Here is a 23,504-nt window from a genome sequence, read left to right as displayed (position 1 = left end):
TGGTTAAATGATACTGGGGGACAATCACAAAGAAGTTTTACTCTGAAACCTGAAAGGAATCCAATCTTAACGTAAATCTTCACTTGTTTTTAAGAGATGATATGGAGAGGGAGCACGTTATGTGTTCCCTCTCTGTCCGTGTCTGTCGCTCTTAAGAAAAACAATTTATTACAAAATCTCTTTTCTGTCTCCCGCAATGCAGGATAATTGTAAATTATCCTGCATTGCGCAGGTAACCGTCCTTCTATGAAAAACCAGTATAATTTAACATGACAGGAGGAGTAAAACATGAAAAAGAAATTGATTGCTGCCCTGACCTCAGCGGCCATGGTAGCAACGATGGTACCGGCGACTGCCTTTGCGGGTACTGCTGTTGTGACGGCGGATAATACGCCGGTAAAAGCAGCCGCGACAGTGAAGGCTGCTGAGGATACCTCTGTATCTATCGAACTTCCAAGCTATACAACGCTACAGGATAGTAAGATGGCACAAGAATATCAAAAAATAGCCGGGGAAAAATTAAATGCACAAGTGAACACCCCAACTGCTAGCAGTGATGGAGTTGTGAAGCTTAGCGGTACTTTGCCATATGTGGAAGATTATTGGGCATACGGTGGTTGGACGGGGGAGGATGATCCTCTAATACCGTCAGGAGAAAAAGAGAAAGCGCAAAAACTTGTGAATGGAAACTACATGGCAATTACGCTTAATGTGGATCCTGGTTCATATGGAAAATGGGCATATGGATGGACGGATGAAGGTTTAGTTGAATATGAAGAAACTGCTGGAACGAATGTTCTAAAGCTAAAGAATGATGCCACTACTGCAACTGAAATTTTGAAAGTTACAGGAAATAAAGAATTAACCTTCACCATTTATTATGGGAAGGATTTAGAAATTGAGAATCCTGGCAGTTACAATAATGGAACAGGCGCAACGATTAAGGAAAGCAGCGTTGAAAAAACCGAAAAGATTACCATTGATAAAAGCGCCCTGACCTTGCAGACAAAAGATCAGAAAGACATCGCGAATGTAAAAGCTTTGGTAAGCAAGATTCCAGCTTTAGAACAAATTACAGCAAATGATGCTAACACAATCAAAGCTGCGGCGGAAGCATATGAAAAATGCTCCAGTGCCGCGAAACGTGAACTGACTGCAGAATATGATACCATTACTGCAGCACAGGATAAGTTGGCAAGTCTTACAGATTCAGCGAAGGCTCAGGACATTATCAAAGATATCAAAGCACTTACAAAGCCGATCACAGAAGATATTGTTGATAATTATAAGACTTCCAAGATTGATCCCATCAAAACTGCGTATAACGAGTTAACTGACACTCAGAAAGCATTGGTGACCAACTACTCTGATTTGGAAGATGCCGAGGCTGCAATATTCGCTGTCACTTCAATCAAGGATAACAGAGTGAATGTTACTGCTGCAACGTATGCAAATGGCACTGCTCAAAAAGCAGTAAAAACAATCGAAACTGCTTATAACAAACTAAGTAACAGCGCAAAAGAATGGGTTGGCAACTACAGCATATATACTGATATGACAAAGGCGATTGCTGCATTTGACAAAGAAGTTGCGGATGCCGATGTCGTATTCGCCAAAGTTGCCGATATGCTTGGCAAAGTAGAGGTAACGCAGACTTCGATCGATCAGGCAAAGGCGATTGCGCAAGACGCACAGGACATTATTGATGAATGGGGAAGCAATGCGTCTGTTCTTTTAAAGAAACTGAAAAATGGAAACGATACAACACTTACAAACCTGAACAATGAAATTAAAGACGCAGAAACGCAGTTGAAAGATCAGGCGACAGCAGACATCGTTATTCAAAAGCTCAAAGCGCTCCCCGCTCCTGCAGATATCACAATCAACAATATGTATGAAGTAAAAGCTGCAGAACTGGCATGGAATGATGATAATCCTGGAGCCATCACTTTGATGGTTGGAAGTCCGAAATCGGTTAAAGACCTTGTGAATGAAGCCTTTAATGGAAATGCAGGTGCTGTTGTAAAAGCTGCAGTAGATGCTCTAAAAGAGGAACTGAAAACTGCAAAAGCCGAAGATATCGTTGCAGCTTATAAAGCAATTGTTGATAAGATTCCGGCTGAACCGACTCTGGCTGACGAAGAGTTAATTGCTATTGTAAAAGCACTAGCAGCGGAATTAGACGGAAGTGATGGGGATTCATATGTTGAAGCTAACGTATCTGACGTTATCAAAGCAGATACTACTTTCAAAAATGCTAAGGAAACTATGAATGCTGCAGTAGCAAAGATTAATAATATCAAAACAGCCAATGAGGATGCGTTTACTAAAGTAAAAGATAATGTACAGAGCAAATTCTATCCAGAAAATCCAACGAATAGTGGCAAGCATCCAATGAAGGAAATCACAGCATCTGACCGTCAAGATATCGAAGCAGCGAGAGCCGCTTATGATGCTCTGACCGATGATCAAAAAGCATACGATGATGGTACGAGCGCCAATGCTGTAAAGGTTTATGACGAAACAGGGCAGGCCGATGTCGATAAAACTGTAAAAGATGCTCTGGAGGCAGTCGAAAAAGCTCTGGCACAGATTGATGCAGATGCGGCAAATAGAGTGGCTGCTAATGCACTCCATAAAGAGATAACCGCTTTAATGCCCTCTGCCGATCTGACTCTGGAAGATCAGATTATTGTAGAGGAGGTAAAAGCTGACTTTGATGCAGCAGACAAAGGTGTCAAAGATCTTTTAGCTACATCTGCATATGACATCACTGACGGCACGAATGGTCCTATCAAGGCTGAAACAGCGTTAAACAACGCGGTTGATCAGATCAACAAACTGCTTGCAAAAGAAGTTATGGATCAGATTGATAAATTAACAGCGCCAGATGCAACGAGCAAAACTTCCATTGACGATGCAATCACCGCTGCAAAGAACGCGCGTGATGCTTATGCGGCTTTGGCAGCAGAGCAACAGGCAAAGGTAACGAACCTGAACAAACTGGAAAGTGTAGAAGCCAGCATCAGCGAAGCCAAAGTGACTTACACCAACACTCAGCTGGAAGCAGCCTCTAAAATCGATCCATCTGACATGACCGAAGCGGAAGCGGCGCAGCTGGCAGAAGCCAAAGATCTGATGGATACCTGGCTGACCGAAGAGGAAAACGCGAAACTGAACGCGGATACGCTGAAAGCTTTCAACGATACTTACAACAAATATGAAGAAATCTCTATGGATCTGGCAAACGCCAGAGCAGCTGCTATTACAGCGCAGACTTACACCGGCAAAGCCATCGAACCAGAGGTTGTCCTGTCGGATATCGGCGGAAAGACCATTGATACCGCAAACTACCATGTGGAATACAAGAACAATGTAAACGCCGGAAAGGCAACGATTGTTGTAACAGGCGAAAACGGTTACACCGGCAGACAGGAAATCGAATTCACCATCAATCCGGCAAGCCTGACCAACGCAACCATCACAGTCGCCAACCAGACCTACACCGGCAGCGCTCTGAAACCGGCTATAACGGTAAAGGTTGGAGATAACACCGTAGCAGCTGGCGATTACACCGTAGCCTACAGCAACAACACTAACGCCGGAACCGCGACCGTAACGGTTACCGGTAAAGACAACTACACCGGAACCGCAACGAAAACCTTCACCATCGCAAAAGCGAACATCAAGGGAGCGAAGGTAACCGGCGTAGCAAACCGCTACTACACTGGCAAAGCCAGAACTCAGGCAGGTCTGAAAGTGGCTGTTGCAGGAAAAGCACTGAACAAGTCCGACTACAAGGTAGCGTACAAAAACAACAAGAACGTAGGAAAAGCAACCCTTACAATCACCGGACAGGGTAATTATACTGGTACAATCACAAAGACCTTTATCGTAAAACCTCGGAAGGTGGCAAGTGTTAAGGTAACCAAAGGAAAGAAACGCGTTACAGTGCGTTACAAGAAGCAGAACGGAGCCAGATACCAGATCTACTACAAGACAGCTGGAAGCAAGGCAAAGACTGTAAAGACGACAGCTGTAAAGCGGACCATCAAAAAACTGAAGAGTGGCAAGACTTACACCATCAAGGTAAGAGCTTACAAGAAGATTGGAAGCAAGACTTACTATGGCAAGTACAGCGCAGCTAAGAAGGTAAGAGTAAGATAAGCAAACACCACTATACACCTGAAGAAATACGAAGCAGAGAGGGAGCACGTTATGTGTTCCCTCTCTGTTTTCTGCATGGTAGGAATTCAGCATTTGTCCAAAACCAAAATTTTAAGGATTTTGGACACGTTTTTTAATGATGCATGTTTATAAATGGGGACAAAACCGGCGCATTGGCAAAAATGGACACGTTTTTTTGGTTCAAAAAGGCTGTCGCTGGTATCTCGGCTCTCATCCGGCCAGACCTGCGATAAAAAGCGTGTCCAATGGACCTCAAAAACAAAAAAGAACACATTTTACTAAAAGAAAAATACATAAAAACAAATAAATATAAAATCGCTATTTTCTATTAGGGAGGAAATCTGAGGGTTCCGTTTGCGAATGATAAAAACTCCGAAAAAAGAAATAGATTCTTTCATTCGGAGCTAATTAGTTTTCCACAAATATGAAGCAATGTAAGATAATTTACAATTATCCTTCTATTTACAATCACAGATTAAATATACCACCCTTTTCCAAGCTTGTCAATCCTATGAAGCTACGGATTTTCAAAAAAATAGTCTCCATAATTTCCCAATCCTCAAAATTCGGGTATTCCAACCAGATCAGCCTCTGTGCTCCGCAATGACTTTTTTTATTACCGAAACAGCATTGTCAATGTGCCTGCCAAGAGAGGCTTCTTCCACGCTGACCACATGAATGCCGCATCGGTTTATCGGAAGCAGCACTTTTTCCGCAGAGCTTGCGCCGATGGCTGATGCCATTGCAGGCGTCAGTTCTCCCATCATAGCATTGGCGTTTAAAATTCCGATAACGCCTGTTACAATATCTACCTGCTTCATATTATGCACGATCGCGTTCTCTCCGGTGGCCCCGTCATCCGCGCCGCCTTTTAGCATCTGACCGGTTGCCACCGCGTTGGTTCCCAGGGCGATAATCCGCACGTTCCCCTTGGGGAATTCTGTTCGCAGCCGCTCTACGATGGATTTTCCAATGCCTCCCCCTTGTCCGTCTACTACTGCAATGATCATGATTTTCTCCTCTCAACATTTAAACTTTAATAAACCAGCTTTTCCCTGGCGTTTTCAAATACTTCCAGTCCCAGATTTCGCACTTTATGATTCGCAACTTCCTTTGGAGCCAGAATACCGACACCGATATCGGTGAGTCTCCTTTTTCTCCGCTTTCTCAGTGACGCCGTTTCTTCGATCGTTTCCACCTTGTCCGTCTTTAGCAGGACCTTCTTTTTCGTATAGCCGCCTCCAATAAGAAGAAAACTTTTTCCCCGGCAGCAAGGGCGGTATTTTTAAATTCAAGGACTACTGAGCCCGCTGCTGCCAGTAAAATCAAAGTTCCCAGCCCTTTCAGACCTGCTGTCACTGCCGGATATGGCATCGGAACAAGCCACATGGCAAAAAAGAATACTGCGGCAAAGAAAAACCTCGGGCACAGAAAAAACCACGGAAAAGCTCCGGGCCGCGTCTTCACCGGCTTCTGCGTGTCCTGAAATTCCGGCAGAAAGCGCTCTAGAAAATCCGGAAGTTTTTCCCTCCTGAGAATCGGATAAAGGAGCGCGATTTCCTTTTCGTCATTTTCATCCGATCCTCCGTATCCCGCCGCGAATACTTCCACAGTTCCCCGCCGGAACAGCCTCATAACAAAAGGCTGGTTATAGGAAATACCGCTGATTTTTTCTTTCATTAATGTATAGGTTCTGCGGGTAAGCAGTCCGTATTCAATAAAGAGAGATTCTTCTCTGTCCGTAACCCGAAATCCGTAATATTTCACCATAGTCAGGAGAACACTGACTATGACACTGATCAGGTACAGCGCCGCGAGCAGAATGAAAACCAGCAGCGGTACAGACAATTTCATCAGACTTGCCTGCAGCACCTGGTCTCCGTCAATATGCGCCCTGGTAAAAATCTTGTCTAAAATGCCGACAGCCGCGCTCCCATAAGCGATCATCTGAACCGCGATCAAAATCTGGGAGCGTGAGAGACCCATCAGAACCAGTTCTCCTGGGGAAGCCATAACCGTATTGCCGCTGATTTCCTCAGAGATGCGCTCCTCTCTAAGATCCTGTTGTCGCGCCAGCAGCAGCTTTTTTACAAAAACCGCGTCCTTTCCGTTCAGTACCATTTTCACCTGGCCGGAATCTCCGCTGCCGATGCTGCTGTTTGTATCCACATGGACGGCGTAAACACCTGCCATTTGAAAAATCAGAGACTGGGTGAAATCAACAGTTGTAATGTTGGCCAGAGGAAGTTCCCGTCTTTTCTTCTGAAACAGTCCGGACTCTATGATCAACCGTTCCCCGTCAATACTGTATCTGGTAGTCAAATACTGGATCAGGCGCAAAACCGGCGCGATCAGAACCAATACCACAAGATTTCCATTTTCCAGCAAAAGCTGAAAATCTCCCAAAAACAGACATAGGACAAGCGCCGCGAGCAGCAGACCGAAATCACGGAAAAAACGTTCAAAAATCGCCATCACATGTCCGCGTCTTGGACCAAACTTCATCGCGGCTCCTCCATTTCTCTCCTGCTGAGCCGTGTATACAGCTTTGCCTTCAGATTTTCCGAAATTTCATCTGCCGTTTTCTTGGAAAGACATTCAATCTCAAAGCTTCCGCTTGCCAGAGACAGCTCCACATCATAAAGCCCCAGCTTCCGGTTTATCGGTCCCTGGCTCACTGTGATATGCTGGATGCGGATAATCGGGATAATGGTGTTCGTAATAAAAAACAGTCCATGTCGAATATCCACTTTATCTTCCGTGATGTAATATCCCCACTGGCGGTACTCGATCTGTGGGTATAGAAAAAGCCCGACGAGTTTGTACACGGTTAACATTCCCAAAATGAAATACGCGATCCAGCGGTAGGGCTCCGCTTCATGCCAGAAGGAAAGGCCTGCCGCGATTCCCGTAAAAATCAGCAGCATTACTGCCAGAGAGATCAGTCTTCCGATCCGCCAGCTTGTAATCGCCTTTTTATCCAGTTTTTTATATTCCATTCCTGCCTACCATCCCCTGCTGTAATCGTGAAAACATTCCAGGCAGACCTTTTTTCCATCCTGAATCCGAATCTTTGTTTCCGGCGCCCCTTCTCCGCAGACTTCGCAGATAATCGTCTCCAGACTGCGGGCCTTTTCCGGAAGCTCGTACCGGGTTTCTGTCACATCGAAGATCTCCTCCAGGGGTCCGCTGAGGACAAAGTCAATATAGTCTTTTCCTTTTCTGCCTCCTGGCTTTTTCGGCCTGGCGATCAGGCGAAAGTTCTCACCTGTTGTCCGATTGTAAAAGTTAAAGGCCATCTTTCCCGTTCCATAATAAATCAGATTCCCTTTCCCCAGAGTGCAGCCCAAAATCGCCTGCACCGCGTCCACTCCGCAGGCGTCGTTTTCCGTTACACAGACCAGATCCTCATCCTCGGAAAAGGTGATTCCCAGACGGTCGATGGCTTCCATACACGCCCGGACTCCCAGGGCGATTCCTCCGCATTCGTGGCCGTGAAAGGAAACCGCTTTTTTCCATAATGTATTCCTCATATTTCTCCCTCTTTTCTCGCCGCGCCCGGCTCCCGTTCTGACAGACGCCGCCGCAGACCCGATATAAACTTATTATACTTTCTTTCTCCTTGTTTGTCATTGATTTTCCGGTTTTATCAAAATGTGTGCAAGTTTCCGCATTAAGTCAGATTGTACACAGTCCATAGGCGAGCGATTGGGTACTTCCACGGAAATCGTTGTCTTATTTTGTCAAATAGCGTCGAAACACAAATGTTTAATCATAAAATCGAATAAGTATTTGTCTGACAGCTTCCGGACCCTGCTCCCGGGCGCCTTCGATGTGTACAAACTGTACACGCCAAAATATCTGTACACAATTTTACTGAATTTCTCAAAGAAGCATTCGCTTCCCACGGAAATTTTATACAGACGGAAAAGAAAGCGTCTTCATTTGTAATTTTTTAGTTGTATTTTTTTGTAAATATTGTATAATAAATGAAAATCATAAAAGGAGGTTCCTCGAATGTACAATGCGAATGAATTTTTACATGAATTGTTAAGACGCTATCGCCAGATGGAAAAAGAGCAAAGAAAAGAACTGGAAACGCTCCCTGAAGGACAGTTAACGATTCGCAGCAGTCAGGGCCGCGTGAACTATGTACAGCTGATTCCCGCCTCCCCTGGGGAAAAGCGCATTCGCCGGGGCATTACCAACAATCCGCCGCTGCTCCGATCCCTGGCAAGGAAAAAATATCTGCAGCGTTCCCTTGCGATTCTGGAAACGAATATCCCCGCTTTAGAAGCGCTTTTACATGTACATCAGGAGCCGACTCCGGACGCCATCCTCCGCCAGCTTCCCCATTCCCTGCAGGCCCTTCCCCCGGAATTTTTTCTTCCGGAACAGCGCAAAAAAAATCAATGGGCGACAGCGGAGTACGAAAAGGATCCGAGCCGACCGGAGCAAAAGTCGCATGTTACTTCCCGCGGACTGCGCGTCCGCTCAAAATCGGAGGCCATTATCGCGGAGCATCTGGATGCCCATGGCATTCCCTACCGTTATGAACAGGTACTCTATATCGAAAACCGCCGTTTCAGTCCGGACTTTACAATCTGGAGGCCCGATGGGCTGATGTTCTGGGAGCATTGCGGCCTTGTAAACGATTCCTCCTACATGAAACATCATAAATGGAAGCTTTCCATGTATGAACGCGCGGGTATTGTTCCCTGGAAAAACCTGATTGTTACGTATGATGATGATTTCGGGAATCTGAATATCGCAAGAATTGAAGCGGAAATCACAACCCTCCTTTTATAATGGTATTCATTGAACGATTTCTATGATAAACTATCCGTAAAAGGAGGTCTTTTCCATGGAAACAACCATTTTTAACAAAACAGAAGGCGACATTAATCTGACAGAGGAACGCGCCAGATGGCAGCAAACCTTTCTGAGCCCCCGCGCAAAGGAGCTGCTGGAAGAGGACAGCCGTTATTTTCTTCATCAGGCCCTTTCCACGCCATGTCTGGACCCGATTGCGGGAGCGGAGGGAATTTATCTGATCGATGAGGACGGCAGAAAGATTATGGACTTTCACGGCAACAGCGTACATCAACTGGGGTATCATCACCCTGCCCTTGTCCGCGCCCTGCAGGATCAGCTTTCCCAGCTTTCCTTTTCGCCTCGCCGTTACTCCAACCGTACTGCTACGGCTCTGGCGAAAAAGCTGTGCGGCCTGATGCCCGGAGGAAAGGGCTGGAAGGTACTCTTCACTCCCAGCGGCGCGGCTTCCAACAGCATTGCTCTGAAGCTGGCCAGAAAGGCCACCGGGAAACATAAAACCATATCCCTCTGGGATTCTTTCCATGGAGCGAATCTGGACACCATTTCCATCGGAGGGGAAGCCCACTTTCGCAGTGGAATCGGCCCGCTTCTTCCCGGCTGCTGCCATGTGTTTCCCTATAATTCCTATCGCTGCATTTTCGGCGACTGTACGGACTGCGGGCTGAAATGCGTGGATTATCTGGAATATGTCTGCCGCTGTGAAGGCGATATCGGAGCGATTATTATGGAACCGATCCGCTGTACGGATGTACAGATTCCTCCCCAGGAATACTACCGGAGGATTCGCGGAATCTGCGACGATTACGGTATTCTGCTGATCTTCGACGAGATCCCGACGTCTTTCGGACGGACCGGGACCATGTTCGCCTTCGAAAACTATGATATTGAGCCGGATATCCTCGTTACCGGCAAAGGACTGGGCGGCAGCCTTTATCCGATTTCCGCGGTAATCGCCAAAGAAAGCCTCGATGTGTGCCAGGATATCTCCCTCGGTCACTACACCCATGAAAAAAGCCCGTTGGGCTGCGCCGTCGGGCTGGCGCTCCTTGAGTATATTGAGCAGGAACATCTCCTGGAGCATGTAGCGGACCTGAACGCTCTCATGGAAAGGCGCGCAAAAGAAATGAAAGCTTCCCTTCCCGCGGTGGGAGACGTGCGCCTGATCGGAGCGCTGCTGGGAATTGAACTGGTTCGGGATCGCGAAACCAGAGAAAAGGCTGTCGATGAAGCGGAAAAGATTCTCTATCGCTGTCTGGAGCAGGGGCTGAGTTTTAAAATCTCTCAGGGCAATGTGCTGACTCTGGCTCCGCCCCTGATTATTTCAGAAGCGGAGCTTTCCCACGCCCTGGATATTGTAGAATGTGGGATTAAAGCTCTGACATAAGCAGGGTTCTGGCAGAAATATACCCGCACTGTCACCTCCCGCCGTACCAGAAGGGAGACGGATATTCACCGTCTCCCCTGGCTCATATTTTTCCTTATTTCATCATTTCAGTCATTATTTCCAAGGCTGCTGTTTCTCTCTCAATCTGCTGCTTTAGTATCGGATTCAGACGCTCGACCTCTGCATTGTAGGCTGCAATAGCCTCTGTGTATTTGCTGTCCGCTTTGCCATGGTAATTATCTCCACATGGATTTGCAATCGAATGCGTTGTATTATAGATCTTTGTCCATCCCTTCATAATTGGATACCCTGAGTCTTTCATGACTTTGGCTACACCAGACACAATGGCAACTGCCAGAGAATCATCCTGGAAGCCATAGAAATACTTGTCATAATGTCCAGCCAAAAGAATCTGCTGTCCTGTATTTCCTGTTCCTTCTATCATTCTAATCATAGATTCGCTTCCCGCCTTTGCGGTAACTTCATTATCAACATGCAGAGATACCTGCTGTTATTTTCCTGCATCACTCCGAATTTTTTCCCGTTCTTTCGCCCCGCCGCAATGCAGGATAATTAGGAATTATCCTGCATTATGGGATAGGGAAGTCCTTCTAAGAAAAACCAGTATAATTTTACATGACAGGAGGAGTAAAAAACATGAAAAAGAAATTGATTGCTGCCCTGACCTCAGCGGCCATGGTAGCAACGATGGTACCGGCGACTGCCTTTGCGACAACAGCAGATGCACCGCCGAAAGCTGAGGTCAAGCAGACACAGCAGGCAGCTACGACATATGCTGAAACTCAGCAAAATGCTTTCACGAAGGCGTTAAATGCAATCCCTGATATGACGAATATGACCGAATGGACAGCGACTATCGATGCGCTTGTAACTGCAGCATGTGAAGATTATGATGCGCTTACTGATGATGATGTAACTGAGATTGGGGAGAACGCAATAAACGATTTTAAATCGAAAGTGACGAAGCTGTGGGAACTGCGTCTTGCGGAAGTAAAGGCTGCACAGGAAAAAGTTGACGATGAAGTGATTAGTACGAATAATCTTGAATCGGTTACGGCTTTTGAAGCGGTATATAATGATTTCCTGGCAGGCACAAATACGGATATCGTATACACTGTAGCTAACACTACTGCCGTAACCGGGGGTGCGGCAGGTTTAAGCCTTGAAATTCTTACGCAAGTAAATGAAGCTGCTACTGCAGCTGCGGCTGTAAAAACTGATTTAGATAAGATTGTATCTGTTGTTGAATCCATCGATGGGATTGAACCAGTGACCGATCAGAATTATTCCACCATTGATTTAACCACTGCAGCGAACGCCTATAATGACCTTGATGCGGGACTCCAGCCAAGAGTAGGAAACTATCAGTGGCTTAAAGATTGTCAGGAGGAAGTGGCGAAACTGAAGGATGAAGTTAGTAAAGCTAATGCCGCACTTGCCGAGATCGAGGAATCTCCTTCTACACTGACTTCAGCCACGATAGGCGCCTATGAAAAAGCCTACAATGATGCAAAAGCGGAATACGATAAACTTCTTCCAGGACAGCAGGAAGACTCTGCCTTAACAAACAAAGGTAGATTGGCAACAGCAGAAACAAATATTACCAACTATTATGCTGGTGTAGAAAAAGAAAAAGCAGTAAGAGAACTGATTCAGAATCTTCCGGAAGCAACTCTTGCAAACGCACTGGAAATAATGGAGGTAAATTCGGCATTTGAGGCGTTAAGTGATGGTGCTATTGGCACCATTGCGAACCTCGCAAACGGATTCCGAGGCAATATCAGCAATGAACTGCGAGGAAAACTGACTGATAGTGTGGCCACACTCACACAGCTCGCAACTGCGGATGATGATGCTATTAAAGAAGTAACCGCGCCAGTCAAAGAAATGATTGAAGCACTTCCAGATGCAGATGCAATTACAGTAAACGATAAGGAAGCAATAGAAGCTGCAAGGACTGCATACGATGCAGTGATTAAGATTGATACGAGTGTTGCTATTAAAAATGAATTGGCAACAGCACTCACTACGTTGCAAGCGGCGGAAAACGCATTAGGGGAAGCAAAGACAGCAGCCGAGGCAGCTGACAATGCTGCAGTTAAAGTCTTTACAGATGCCGTTGATGCCATTGGTGTATCTGTTCCAAGTGGTAGTGATAAAGATGATATTGCTGCTGCAAATGAAGTTGATGATAAATATATTAACTTAGTTGCTGCCGCTAATTCAGAATATCTCAAATTGACAGAAGCACAGAAAGAAATTTCGGATGCAAAAGACGCTTACGCGATGTTGCAGATCGCTCAGGCAAATGTAGATGCTTATAATTCACTGACTTCACTTGTACCGGATATTACATCAATTCCGAATGCTGCTGATATTGATACTTCCGATACAGCAATGGTACAGAAAGTAAAAGATACTTACGCCGCTTATAATGCCCTTCCTACAGGAGTGAAAGCGCAGGTTGGAAGTGTTTTCCTCGTGACTCCGGCTCAAATTGAGAATCTGGAAGCGGCATATGAAGCTGTAACAAAAGCAGAAAATCAAACGGCTGCGGAAGCGGTTGTCAGCGCAATCAATGCACTGACCGAGTTGCCGGAAGCGTTCACTTCAAAGGCAGATATCGACAGCATAAATGCAACAATTAAGCAGATTAAAACAAATTATGGAAATCTGACAGGAGCCCAGAAAAAAGAAGTAGGTAATTATCAGGCACTGGCAAACTATGAAACTGCATTTGATGGGTTGGTAAAAACTTATGCTAATGACCTGTATGATGCAGTGAAAGATGTGGATACCACACAGGAACTGAGTGCTGAAAATGCAGGAAAAATAGCAGAATTAGTAGCATTGATTGATGAGGGATATGTAGAGGCATCTACCAGCGACATTACGAATTATGTGCCAGCTACCTATGAAGCACTGAAAGAAGCACTCTCCGCCTTCCAGGAAAAAGTTGGGAACCTAGCAAATGCTAGCGTAGATGCCATTGCGTCTCAGACTTACACCGGCAGTACGATTGTTCCGGCTATTGTAGTAAAAGATGCCACAGGGACTGCGATTGATGCAGAACAGTATACTTACATCTGCGAAAACAACGTAAACGTAGGCACCGCGAAGGTTACAATCTTCCCGACCAACGGAAGCGCTTACACCGGAGTTGCAACTGCGACCTTCGAAATCACAGCAGCCAGCATCAATGGAGCGACTATTGACGTGGACAACCAGACTTACACCGGTTCTGCCCTGAGACCTGCGGTAACCGTAAAAATCGGCGACAATACCGTAGCGGCAGCCAACTATGATGTGGCTTACAGCAACAACACCAACGCCGGAACCGCGACGGTAACGATCACTGGTAAAAATAACTATACCGGAACCGCAAGCAAGACCTTTACCATCAACAGAGCAAATATCCAGAACGCAAGCGTAAGTGGAGTCGCAAACCGCTTCTATACTGGAAAAGCCAGAACTCAGACCGATCTGAGAGTTACGATGGCAGGAAGAACTCTGAGCGCGTCAAACTACAGCGTAAAATACGCGAACAACAAGAACGTAGGAAAAGCAACCCTTACAATCACCGGACAGGGTAATTATACTGGTACAATCACAAAGACCTTTATCGTAAAACCTCGGAAGGTGGCAAATGTTAAGGTAACTAAAGGAAAGAAACGCGTTACAGTTCGTTACAAGAAGCAGAATGGAGCCAGATACCAGATCTACTACAAGACAGCTGGAAGCAAGGCAAAGACTGTGAAGACAGCGGCTGTAAAGCGGACCATCAAGAATCTGAAGAGTGGAAAGCGTTACACCATTAAGGTAAGAGCTTACAAGAAGATTGATGGAAAGACTTACTACGGCAAGTACAGCACTGCTAAGAAGGTAAGAGTTCGTTAAGCAAACACCACTATACACCTGAAGAAATACGAAGCAGAGAGGGAGCACGTTATGTGTTCCCTCTCTGTTTTCGCGATAGGAAAAGCTTCAACCGGAAAAGCCGAGAACTTTTCCGGTTGAAGCACAGTCGTTTTTATTCACCAGTATAGATTGTCCCCTCTCCGAGAATATCGGAGAAAACAAGATCTTCGGAGCAATATACCGCTTCATCAAACTTTATAAATAGAAGATAATTCCTAATTATCCTTCTATTAACAATCACAAACTAACTATACCACCCTTTCCCAAGCTTGTCAATCATGTGAAAAAATTTTCATTGATTTTTTCTTTTGTAATTTCCAGTTTTTTCCTTGTGCTGTACAGTTTCGATGCTGAGCTTGCAGATTTCCACAGCTCGGTCGATTTCCTCCCGGGTCATAGTCAGGGGCGGATTGAAATACGGAATATTGCCGATGGGGCGCAGGAGCAGGCCGCGGCTTATCGCTTCCCTCGCGATCTTCCATCCGATACGCTGTTCCGGCGCGAAGGGCCTTCCGGTTTCCCCTTCTTCCACCAGTTCAATGGCGTTGATCAGACCAATGCTGCGGATTTCCCCTATGTTGGGATGTCCTTCCAGAGCCTGCCGCAGGGCGCGGTTCAGATAATCGCTTTCCATCCGCTCCAGAATCTGCTCTTCCTCAAATAGCTTAAGAACTTCCACTCCCGCCGCGCAGGCCATGGGATGTCCGCCGTAGGTGGTGCTGTGGAGGAAGGCTTTTCCGTCACTGTAATCCGCGTAAAAGGCGTCATAGATCCGCTTTGTTGTAACGGTAATGGCCATGGGGAGATAACCTCCCGTCAGACCTTTGGAAAGGCACATAAAATCCGGAGTAATCCCCGCGTGCTCACAGGCAAACATTTTTCCTGTACGTCCAAAACCCGCCGCGATTTCATCAGCAATCAGATTTACCTCGTACCTATCGCATAGCTTTCGTATTTTTTTCAGATAAATTGGAGAATAAATCCGCATCCCCGCCGCTCCCTGCAGGACAGGCTCTAAAAGAAAGGCGGTTGCCTGCCTGCCATGCTCCGCGAATGCCTTTTCAGCCTTCTCAATACATTCTGCCTGGCAGGTTTCCCTCTGATTTCCATATGGACACCGATAGCAGTCAGGCCCCTTTACATGAACGGCCTCTGCCAAAAGCGGGCGAAACATCTGCGAATATTGATCCATACCTCCCGCTGCCAGAGCACCCAGGGTCTCTCCGTGATAGCCTCCAGCCAGAGCCATAAATTTCTGCTTTTCCGGCTTTCCCTTCTGGTGGTGATACTGGAAGCTCATTTTCATGGCCACCTCCACCGCGCTGGAGCCGTTATCCACAAAATAGAATTTTTCAAGCCCCGCAGGGAGCACCGCGGCCAGTCTTTCACACAGCTCTTCCGCGGGCCTGTGGGTAAAGCCCGCGAAAATGACATGCTCCATTTTTTCCAGCTGTCTTTCCACTGCCCTGTTGATGCGGGGATTCCCATGTCCTAAGAGGTTGCACCACCAGGAGCTGATTACATCCATATACGCCTTCCCCGCCTCATCATAAATATAAATGCCTTTCGCCCGTTCTGCCACAATCGGCGGAAAGGTTTCGTGATCCTTCATCTGTGTACATGGATGCCAGATATAATCTTTCATTTTTTCCTCCTCATCGGTATAAGGCAGCCAGCCTTTCCGGCTCTATGTCCAAATCCCGCGCGTTTTCTTCCGCGCAGGCGATGACCGGAACTCCTGTATATTCTTCTATAAACCGCAGATTATCCTCTTCCATAACGTCTCCTTTGTGAAACCAGTTGAGGATCACCCCTGTTACTTCAATCTTCCTGCTCCGCGCGTACTCGATGGTCAGAATCGTATCATTAATGGTCCCCAGCCCTGCCGGCGCGATGATCAGCACCGGACAGTCCAGTGCCTTTATGATATCCTCCATCATCAGCCTGTTTCTCCGAACAGGGCACAGAATTCCGCCGCTTCCTTCGACCGTAATATAGTCAAAGCTTTCGCAAATTCGGTGGAAATCCTCTGTTACAATGGAAAGTTCCACTGGATTTCCCTCCAGCTCAGAAGCCAGATGCGGAGAAACAGCGGCTTCATATATGTAGGAAACCATTTCTTCCGCCGCGGGTTCCAATCCTGCCACACGTTTCACATACGCGGCATCTCCCGGAATCAGCCGCCCGCCCTTTCGCTCCGCGCCGCTTAATGCCGCCTTGTAATATCCCGCGTTCCGACCTGCCTGGCGCATTTTTTTCACAAGCAGCGCCGTAATATAGGTTTTTCCCACATCCGTACCGGTCGCGGTTATAAAGAGTCTCTTGGTCATTTTTTCACCACCTTGAATCCAAGTTTTTTTATCATCGCCTGATCCGCCTCAATGCCAATTCCCCCAGTGGTCAGCATATCTCCTGTAATTGCCGCGTTGGCGCCGGATCGGAACGCGCTTTCGCCCCGGTCCGGCAGCAATCCCCGTCCTCCCGCCAGGCGAATCGCCGCGTCCGGAAGAGCAAAACGAAAAATCGCGACCGTCCGATCCACTTCCTCCGGAAGCAGCGGTTTCTGGTGTTCCAACGGGGTTCCCGGAATCGGGTTGAGAAGATTGAGCGGTACGGAGCGGATCCCCAGATTTCGTAGAGCCAGTGCCAAATCGATGCGGTCTTTCATCGTTTCTCCCATACCGATGATACCTCCACTGCAGACTTCCAGCCCCGCTCTCTGCGCTGCCTGAATTGAGCGGACCTTATCTTTAAAACGATGGGTAGTGCAGATTTTTGGAAAAAAGGATTCCGACGTTTCCAGATTATTGTGGCAACGGCTTACTCCAGCCTCCCGTAGTCTGCGAAACTGCGCTTCGCTCAAAAGTCCGAGGGACGCGCATAAGGAAAGATTGCCTTTCGTGGCGATTCGGCGGTAGGTTTTGCACAGAATTTTCAGTTCGGTTTCGGAAAGACGCTTGCCGGATGTTACAACGGAAAAGCGCATCACCCCTTTATCCGCGTGATACGCCGCTTCCTGCATAATTTTTTCTTCTGGCAGCAGCGGGTATTCGCGGATCTCCGCTCTATAACAGGCAGACTGGGCACAGTATTTGCAATCCTCGCTGCAGCTCCCGCTTTTTCCGTTGATAATCGCGCAGAGATCAAAGGCATTTCCGCAGAAAATTTCCCTGAGGGAATCCGCTGCCTGTCGCAGCTGCAAAAGGGGTTCCTCTGCCAGGAGATTCAGTTCTTCCGCGGACAGGAGCCGTCCATTGCGCAGCGTTTCGACCGCTTCCCATAGCCTTTTTGTCATGTGTTTTTTCTCCTTTCCAGATACCTGCCCGGTGGCGGACTGTTCCGTCTCAGTGCCACAAGCATCCGTTTTCCCAGGATCGCACATAGAATGCAGAGAACCAGATCGCCGGGCACTGCCAGCAAAAAGCAGTATAAAACCAGCGGCCAGAAAGCAATGGGTGTTCCCAGAACAAATTCGCAGATCAGATAGTAATAGAGCATTCCGATACTGTAAACAACCGCCAGGCCGGCAAGTCCGGCTCTCAGAAGCCGTAAAAAGGATGGTCCGCTCCTTTCTGCCAGCTTTCCTGTGAGAAATGCTCCCGCCGCGAACCCGATCAGATACCCAAAGCTGGGAACCAGCACATAACCCGGACCACCGCCCTGGGCGAAAATCGGAAGCCCCGCAAGTCCCAGCGCGAGGTAAACCAGTACACTGGCCATGCCAAGACGCGGACCGAGTAGCATGCCCGCCAAGGTTGTAAAGAAAAACTGGAGTGTAAAGGGTACCACCGGAACCGGAATTCGGATAAACGCGCCAACCGCGATCAGCGCGGCGAACATCCCACATAGGATCCTGTTCTGGATAGAAATAGATTTTATCATTGCTCCCTCCCGTAAGGCGAATTCCTTATTATACTATATGAACCCAACCTAATTGTCAACTATTATTTTTATTATAGTTGACAATTATGATAATAAAAAGCAGGACCTGAGACGCAGCTATCGCGGGACAGATCCTGCTTTTTCTATTACAGATACGGTTTGAACCGTTCTACGTTGCTTTCTTCAAAATTTTTCAGATGTTCCATCAGCTCCAGAATATCCGGTTCGGCTTTTCCCTGATATTTGTGGATGTTTTTAATCGCGTCAATCACTCCCATATTGCTTCCCACCATCAGCATTTCCGCGATATGAGACGTGGAATCGTCATTCAGTGTCTGGAAGTTCACCATCAGGTAGGTCCGTATCTTTTCAAAGGCAGACAGCCCTTCCTCATTAAATCCGTTGGTTTCCAGCATCTGCGCCGCTTTATCGTGGATGCTCCGGTATTCCTTCAGCTGGGCGTGTAAATGTTTTTTAAAATTTTCATCTGTGGAAATATCCAGCAGCTGAGTGATGGTATCGACCCCCATCTGGGAGTTCTGATAAATAAAATTTAAAAGCTCCGCGTTCTGATTTGTTTCATTCATCCTGTTCACACTCCTTTGTTGTTAGTATGAACCGGTCGCCTGCTTTTTATCCGCAGGGCATTCATTCGCCAAACCACATATATTCTTTCATTACAACTCGCCCGTCCGATGTGAATTCGACGCCTTCTTCTTCTAAAAGAATCCTCTGCTCATGGATACCGTCGTGCTCAAAAACTGCCGCGAGCCTGCCTTCCCGGTTGACGACTCTGTGGCAGGGAAGTCCCTGCGGGCTTTTATTCAGAGCATATCCCACTGCCCGTGAAAGCCTGGGATTTTCGATCATACGGGCAATCTGCCCGTAGGTCGTTACTCTGCCGCGGGGAATCCTCGCGACGATTTCGTATACTTTTTCAAAGGTGTTTTCCTTCCAATTCTGAACCAAACTGTACTCCTTAGAAAAAAACGGATACCGCTTTTCCGCAATATCCGCTTTTCATATAAATTTGCTATACTAATTCTAAAAATACAACCTCAGCGCAGTCTCCGCGTCTTGGTCCCAGTTTTAAAATCCGCGTGTATCCGCCGTTTCTGTCCGCATAGTTCGGCGCGATTTCATCAAACAGCTTTGTAACCACATCTTCGTCATATACGTACGCGAGCACCTGTCTTCTTGCATGGAGATCTCCGCGTTTAGCGAGAGTAATCATCTTTTCAGCCTGACGTCTGGCTTCCTTTGCTCTGTGCTCAGTTGTGGAAATCCGGCCTTCTCTCAGAAGATCCGTAACCAGATTTCTCAGCATTGCCTTTCTGTGAGCAGTAGGTCTGCCTAGTTTTCTATATCCCGGCATCGCTAAATCCTCCTTTGTTTTATATTCTGTAGATGGCCGCTTTATGCGCCAAAGGCGTATAAAGACCGGCCTGCCATCGGATTTGGCTATTCGTCACTTTGCCGCAGTCCGAGGCCCAATTCTTCTAGTTTGTGTTTTACTTCGTCCAAAGATTTTTTACCAAGGTTTCTGACTTTCATCATGTCTTCTTCTGAACGGTGGGTCAGTTCTTCCACTGTATTGATGGCGGCACGTTTGAGACAGTTGAAGGAACGAACAGAAAGTTCCAGTTCTTCAATGGTCATTTCCAGCGCTTTCTCTTTCTGATCTTCTTCTTTCTCTACCATGATCTCCATCGTATCCGTGCTATCCGTCAGCTCAATGAACAGATTCAGATGCTCCTGCATAATCTTAGCGCCGATGGATACCCCTTCGCTCGGTGTGATCGAACCGTCGGTCCAGATTTCCAAAATCAGCTTGTCATAGTCAGTTACCTGCCCAACTCTGGTATTTTCAACAATAAAGTTAACCTTTCTGACTGGTGTGTAAATCGAATCCGTCGGGATCACCGCGATCGGCGTGCTTTCCGTTTTATTCTGGTCCGCGGAAACGTAGCCCCTGCCTTTTGCCAGGTTCATTTCCATAACCAGAGTAGCATTCTCCTCCAGAGTGGCGATATGCAGATCCGGGTTACAGATTTCCAGATCGGAATCCCCGATAATATCCGCCGCTGTCACTTCCTTAGGTCCGATTGCGTTAATCAGGACTTTTTTCGTATTTTCTCCGTTCAGCTTAACCGCTAACTTTTTCAGATTTAAGATAATCTCTGTAACGTCTTCTTTGACTCCTGGAATGGTTGAAAACTCGTGAAGTATTCCATCGATTTTCACTGATGTAACCGCAACGCCCGGAAGAGAACTTAAAAGAATTCTTCTCAGGCTGTTACCCAGCGTCGTGCCGTAGCCTCTTTCCAAAGGCTCAATCACGAATTTCCCATAATTGGGATCTTCGTTTGAAAATACACATTCAATTGTTGGTTTTTCGATTTCTATCACTCAAAACCCTCCTTTTTCCCCAAATAGTCAACTAACAAACGTCTTTATTAATCAACTAATTACTTGGAATACAACTCAACGATCAGATGTTCTTCAATAGGAGTATCAATTTGATCTCTGGTCGGATCAGCCAGTACTGTCCCTTCCAGCTTATCTCTGTCAACGCTGAGCCATCCAGGAGTACCCACAGTCATTTCCTTGATTTCCTTGAACTTCGGAGACTTCATGCTCTTTTCTCTTACTTTGATTACATCTCCCGGTTTTACCTGATAGGACGGAATGTTTACTTTTTTCCCGTTTACGAGAAAGTGATTGTGTACAACCAGCTGTCTTGCTTCTCTTCTCGTTGTGGAAAGTCCCATACGGTAAACAACATTATCCAGCCGTTCTTCCAGCATAATCAGCAGGTTTTCACCTGTGATTCCTTTTTTCTTGGCGGCTTTCTTGAATGTGTTCCGGAACTGTTTTTCCAGAACGCCGTATATGAATTTCGCTCTCTGCTTCTCACGAAGCTGGAGTCCGTAATCGCTCATTTTTCTCGTGTTTCTCTGCGGAGTTCTCTTAGACTCCTTGAAAATGCCCATGTGGCTTGGGTCGATCTGAAGGGATCTGCATCTCTTCAGAATAGGGTCTCTATTTACTGCCATAATTTTTTCCTCCCTTCATCAAACTCTTCTTCTCTTCGGCGGTCTGCACCCATTATGCGGAATAGGTGTGATATCTTTAATCATCGTAATTTCGAGTCCTGCACTCTGGAGCGCCCGGATCGCGGCTTCTCTTCCGGATCCCGGTCCCTTTACATAGACTTCAACCGTCTTCAGGCCATGCTCCATAGCGCCTTTAGCTGCTTCTTCAGCCGCCATCTGAGCAGCGAACGGAGTGGATTTTCTCGACCCCTTGAATCCCAGCGCGCCTGCGCTGGACCATGATAACGCGTTTCCGCTTAAGTCTGTAAGCGTTACAAGCGTATTGTTGAAGGTAGACTGGATATGCGCCTGGCCTTTTTCAACGTGCTTGCGCTCTCTTCTCTTTTTTCTAGCTGTTTTCTTCACCGCTTTAGCCATTGTTCTACCTCCTTACTTCTTCTTTCTTCCTACGGTCTTCTTCGGACCTTTGCGAGTTCTGGCGTTTGTTTTTGTCTTCTGTCCTCTTACCGGAAGACCTCTTCTATGTCTGATTCCTCTGTAGCATCCGATTTCCATCAGGCGCTTGATATTCAGAGAAACGTCTCTTCTCAGGTCACCTTCTACTACATATTCCTGGTCAATGATCTTACGGATCTTACCAGCTTCTTCTTCGGACAAATCCTTGACTCTTGTGTCTGGATTGATCCCTGCCTTTTCCAAAATCGCGTTTGCCGTCGGTCTGCCAATACCGTAAATGTATGTCAGGCCAATTTCAACTCTCTTCTCTCTTGGTAAATCGACACCGGCTATACGAGCCATATTTCCCTCCTGTTCCCATCTTCCGTCACGCAGCCTTTCATATCTCACGACATGGGGCGTAATATAAACGGGATGTTCTTTTGCGTCATGCAAATAAAAATAACTACTATCTATTGAAAACCGCCAGCCCAAAAAACGCAGCCGCCCGGCCGGCGAGCCTTCACCAACTTAAAATCCGTCACTAACGAAACGCTCCGTCCCTCTTTCCACTACACTTGTCTAGCGGAAATGTTCTTGCGAAGGCAAACTCCGCAGCCCACCGGGCGAGGACCTTGCCGGAGCAAAACCTTTCCGCTAGCCTTGTCTCTGCTTGTGCTTCGGGTTTTCACAGATAACCATGACTCTCCCTTTGCGTTTAATCACTTTGCACTTTTCGCAGATCGGTTTTACGGAAGCTCTAACTTTCATTTCGCAATCCTCCTAACCTAATTGTCTATGCCTTTCCTCTCCATGTAATCCTGCCTCTTGTCAGATCATAGGGGGATAACTCCACCTTTACCTTATCGCCCGGCAGAATCCGGATAAAGTTCATTCTTATTTTTCCTGAAACGTGTGCAAGCACTTCGTGTCCGGTTTCCAACTTCACAACGAACATCGCGTTCGGCTGTGCGTCGATAACCGTTCCTTCTGCTTCAATGACGTCTTTTTTCGCCATAATAACACCTCTCTTTTTTACAATGTAAGCAATTCCGGCTCACCATCCGTAATTACAACCGAATTTTCATAATGAGCCGCCAGCTTTCCGTCCAGAGTAACAACGGTCCAGTTATCAAGAAGGGTTTCCACTTCATAACTGCCCTGCGTAATCATCGGCTCGATGGCAAATACCATGCCCCTGGCAAGGCGCGGTCCTCTGCCCGGAGCCCCGAAATTGGGGATCTGGGGGTCCTCATGCATCTTTCTTCCGACGCCGTGTCCGACAAAGTCCCGAATGACACCAAAGCCTTCACTTTCCACTTTTTCCTGAATGGCGTGGGAAATGTCAGAAAGCCGGTATCCGACCCTGCAGAACTTCAGTCCTTCAAAAAAGCTGTCCTTTGCTGCGTCAATCAGACGCTGCGCCTCCGGATCGATCCTTCCCACCGCGTAGGTTCTCGCCGCGTCGCTGACGTAACCTTTATATGTGGCACCAGTGTCTACGCTGACAATATCGCCTTCCCGCAGCTTTCTCTTTGCGGAAGGAATTCCGTGAACCACTTCCTCGTTAACGGATACGCAGGCGCTGGCGGGAAAGTCGTACAGTCCCTTAAAGGATGGAACCATATCATTTTTCCGGATGATCTCTTCCACAAACCGGTCGATATCCATGGTGGATACCCCCGGTTTTATGAAGTCCTTCAGCTCTTCCAGTATCTTTGCCGTCACCTTCCCCGCTGTGCGCATTATGTCAATTTCCTGATCGGATTTGATGATGATCATAT

Annotated in this window: 24 protein-coding genes; 4 read left to right on the top strand and 20 right to left on the bottom strand. The window is 46.9% G+C overall.

All coding sequences use genetic code 11. The features are described from left to right. Positions 1-288 precede the first annotated feature (288 nt). Complete coding sequence (locus H9L42_RS10560; RefSeq protein WP_187303375.1) at positions 289-4,167, top strand: fibronectin type III domain-containing protein; 3,879 nt, start codon at positions 289-291, stop codon at positions 4,165-4,167. Between the two features lie 605 nt (positions 4,168-4,772). Here the strand turns inward: H9L42_RS10560 and H9L42_RS10555 are convergent. From H9L42_RS10555 to H9L42_RS10535, 5 genes are read right to left on the bottom strand one after another with little or no spacing between them, the layout of a single operon-like run. After that, positions 4,773-5,198, bottom strand: coding sequence for a DUF3842 family protein (locus H9L42_RS10555; RefSeq protein ID WP_187303374.1), 426 nt, complete (start codon positions 5,196-5,198; stop codon positions 4,773-4,775). Between the two features lie 26 nt (positions 5,199-5,224). After that, a complete protein-coding gene (locus tag H9L42_RS10550; protein WP_187303373.1) occupies positions 5,225-5,386 on the bottom strand; it encodes a hypothetical protein in 162 nt (53 codons plus the stop codon). Between the two features lie 11 nt (positions 5,387-5,397). After that, entirely contained in the window at positions 5,398-6,693 is a 1,296-nt protein-coding gene (locus H9L42_RS10545) for a PH domain-containing protein (protein WP_187303372.1), read from the bottom strand. Next, the gene (locus H9L42_RS10540) at positions 6,690-7,187 is read right to left on the bottom strand and encodes a PH domain-containing protein (RefSeq protein ID WP_187303371.1); all 498 of its coding nucleotides are present in this window, start codon (positions 7,185-7,187) and stop codon (positions 6,690-6,692) included. The genes H9L42_RS10545 and H9L42_RS10540 overlap by 4 nt, the downstream gene beginning before the upstream one ends. A 6-nt stretch (positions 7,188-7,193) precedes the next feature. After that, positions 7,194-7,721 (bottom strand): FmdE family protein, encoded by a 528-nt coding sequence (locus H9L42_RS10535; protein WP_187303370.1) that lies wholly within the window; start codon positions 7,719-7,721, stop codon positions 7,194-7,196. 484 nt (positions 7,722-8,205) lie between these two features. Here H9L42_RS10535 and H9L42_RS10530 point away from each other — a divergent pair, with 484 nt between their 5' ends. Then, on the top strand, positions 8,206-8,997 hold the full coding sequence (locus H9L42_RS10530; protein ID WP_187303369.1) for a PDDEXK family nuclease: 792 nt from the start codon (positions 8,206-8,208) through the stop codon (positions 8,995-8,997). A 55-nt stretch (positions 8,998-9,052) separates the two neighbouring features. Continuing rightward, positions 9,053-10,408, top strand: a complete 1,356-nt coding sequence (locus H9L42_RS10525) for an aspartate aminotransferase family protein (RefSeq protein WP_187303368.1) — start codon at positions 9,053-9,055, stop codon at positions 10,406-10,408. 94 nt (positions 10,409-10,502) lie between these two features. Here the strand turns inward: H9L42_RS10525 and H9L42_RS10520 are convergent, their stop codons facing one another. Beyond that, a complete protein-coding gene (locus H9L42_RS10520) occupies positions 10,503-10,862 on the bottom strand; it encodes a zinc-binding metallopeptidase family protein (RefSeq protein ID WP_187303367.1) in 360 nt (119 codons plus the stop codon). A gap of 203 nt (positions 10,863-11,065) precedes the next feature. Between H9L42_RS10520 and H9L42_RS10515 the strand changes: the two genes are divergently transcribed. Further along, a complete protein-coding gene (locus H9L42_RS10515; RefSeq protein ID WP_187303366.1) occupies positions 11,066-14,326 on the top strand; it encodes a hypothetical protein in 3,261 nt (1,086 codons plus the stop codon). Positions 14,327-14,639: 313 nt separating this feature from the next. Here the strand turns inward: H9L42_RS10515 and bioA are convergent, their stop codons facing one another. The 14 genes from bioA to map form a co-directional block, all read right to left on the bottom strand. Beyond that, positions 14,640-15,992 (bottom strand): adenosylmethionine--8-amino-7-oxononanoate transaminase, encoded by a 1,353-nt coding sequence (gene bioA / locus H9L42_RS10510; protein WP_187303365.1) that lies wholly within the window; start codon positions 15,990-15,992, stop codon positions 14,640-14,642. A 10-nt stretch (positions 15,993-16,002) separates the two neighbouring features. Continuing rightward, the gene (gene bioD / locus H9L42_RS10505; protein ID WP_187303364.1) at positions 16,003-16,677 is read right to left on the bottom strand and encodes a dethiobiotin synthase; all 675 of its coding nucleotides are present in this window, start codon (positions 16,675-16,677) and stop codon (positions 16,003-16,005) included. Further along, entirely contained in the window at positions 16,674-17,642 is a 969-nt protein-coding gene (gene bioB, locus H9L42_RS10500) for a biotin synthase BioB (RefSeq protein ID WP_187303363.1), read from the bottom strand. Before bioB ends, bioD begins: the two co-directional genes overlap by 4 nt. Then, a complete protein-coding gene (locus H9L42_RS10495) occupies positions 17,639-18,229 on the bottom strand; it encodes a biotin transporter BioY (protein ID WP_187303362.1) in 591 nt (196 codons plus the stop codon). Before H9L42_RS10495 ends, bioB begins: the two co-directional genes overlap by 4 nt. A gap of 146 nt (positions 18,230-18,375) precedes the next feature. Beyond that, positions 18,376-18,816 (bottom strand): hypothetical protein, encoded by a 441-nt coding sequence (locus H9L42_RS10490; protein WP_187303361.1) that lies wholly within the window; start codon positions 18,814-18,816, stop codon positions 18,376-18,378. A gap of 61 nt (positions 18,817-18,877) precedes the next feature. Further along, positions 18,878-19,198 (bottom strand): MGMT family protein, encoded by a 321-nt coding sequence (locus H9L42_RS10485; protein ID WP_187303360.1) that lies wholly within the window; start codon positions 19,196-19,198, stop codon positions 18,878-18,880. Positions 19,199-19,262: 64 nt separating this feature from the next. Continuing rightward, the gene (gene rplQ, locus H9L42_RS10480) at positions 19,263-19,604 is read right to left on the bottom strand and encodes a 50S ribosomal protein L17 (protein WP_187303359.1); all 342 of its coding nucleotides are present in this window, start codon (positions 19,602-19,604) and stop codon (positions 19,263-19,265) included. An 86-nt stretch (positions 19,605-19,690) separates the two neighbouring features. Further along, positions 19,691-20,638, bottom strand: coding sequence for a DNA-directed RNA polymerase subunit alpha (locus tag H9L42_RS10475; RefSeq protein ID WP_187303358.1), 948 nt, complete (start codon positions 20,636-20,638; stop codon positions 19,691-19,693). A gap of 59 nt (positions 20,639-20,697) precedes the next feature. Then, entirely contained in the window at positions 20,698-21,285 is a 588-nt protein-coding gene (rpsD, locus tag H9L42_RS10470) for a 30S ribosomal protein S4 (protein WP_187303357.1), read from the bottom strand. Positions 21,286-21,303: 18 nt separating this feature from the next. Then, positions 21,304-21,702: a 30S ribosomal protein S11 gene (gene rpsK / locus H9L42_RS10465; protein ID WP_187303356.1), complete on the bottom strand. Its 399-nt coding sequence runs from the start codon at positions 21,700-21,702 to the stop codon at positions 21,304-21,306. 12 nt (positions 21,703-21,714) lie between these two features. Continuing rightward, positions 21,715-22,083, bottom strand: a complete 369-nt coding sequence (rpsM, locus tag H9L42_RS10460) for a 30S ribosomal protein S13 (protein WP_187303355.1) — start codon at positions 22,081-22,083, stop codon at positions 21,715-21,717. A gap of 294 nt (positions 22,084-22,377) precedes the next feature. After that, on the bottom strand, positions 22,378-22,491 hold the full coding sequence (rpmJ, locus tag H9L42_RS10455; RefSeq protein ID WP_160220258.1) for a 50S ribosomal protein L36: 114 nt from the start codon (positions 22,489-22,491) through the stop codon (positions 22,378-22,380). A gap of 25 nt (positions 22,492-22,516) precedes the next feature. Further along, positions 22,517-22,738, bottom strand: a complete 222-nt coding sequence (gene infA, locus H9L42_RS10450) for a translation initiation factor IF-1 (protein WP_187303354.1) — start codon at positions 22,736-22,738, stop codon at positions 22,517-22,519. A 17-nt stretch (positions 22,739-22,755) separates the two neighbouring features. Next, on the bottom strand, positions 22,756-23,502 hold the full coding sequence (gene map / locus H9L42_RS10445; RefSeq protein ID WP_187303353.1) for a type I methionyl aminopeptidase: 747 nt from the start codon (positions 23,500-23,502) through the stop codon (positions 22,756-22,758). Positions 23,503-23,504 lie beyond the last annotated feature (2 nt).

The organism is Zhenpiania hominis (assembly GCF_014333425.1).
Classification (GTDB): domain Bacteria; phylum Bacillota; class Clostridia; order Peptostreptococcales; family Anaerovoracaceae; genus Hominibacterium; species Hominibacterium hominis.
The sequence above is the reverse complement of the archived record's forward strand: the minus strand, read 5'-3'. Positions and strand labels throughout refer to the sequence as shown.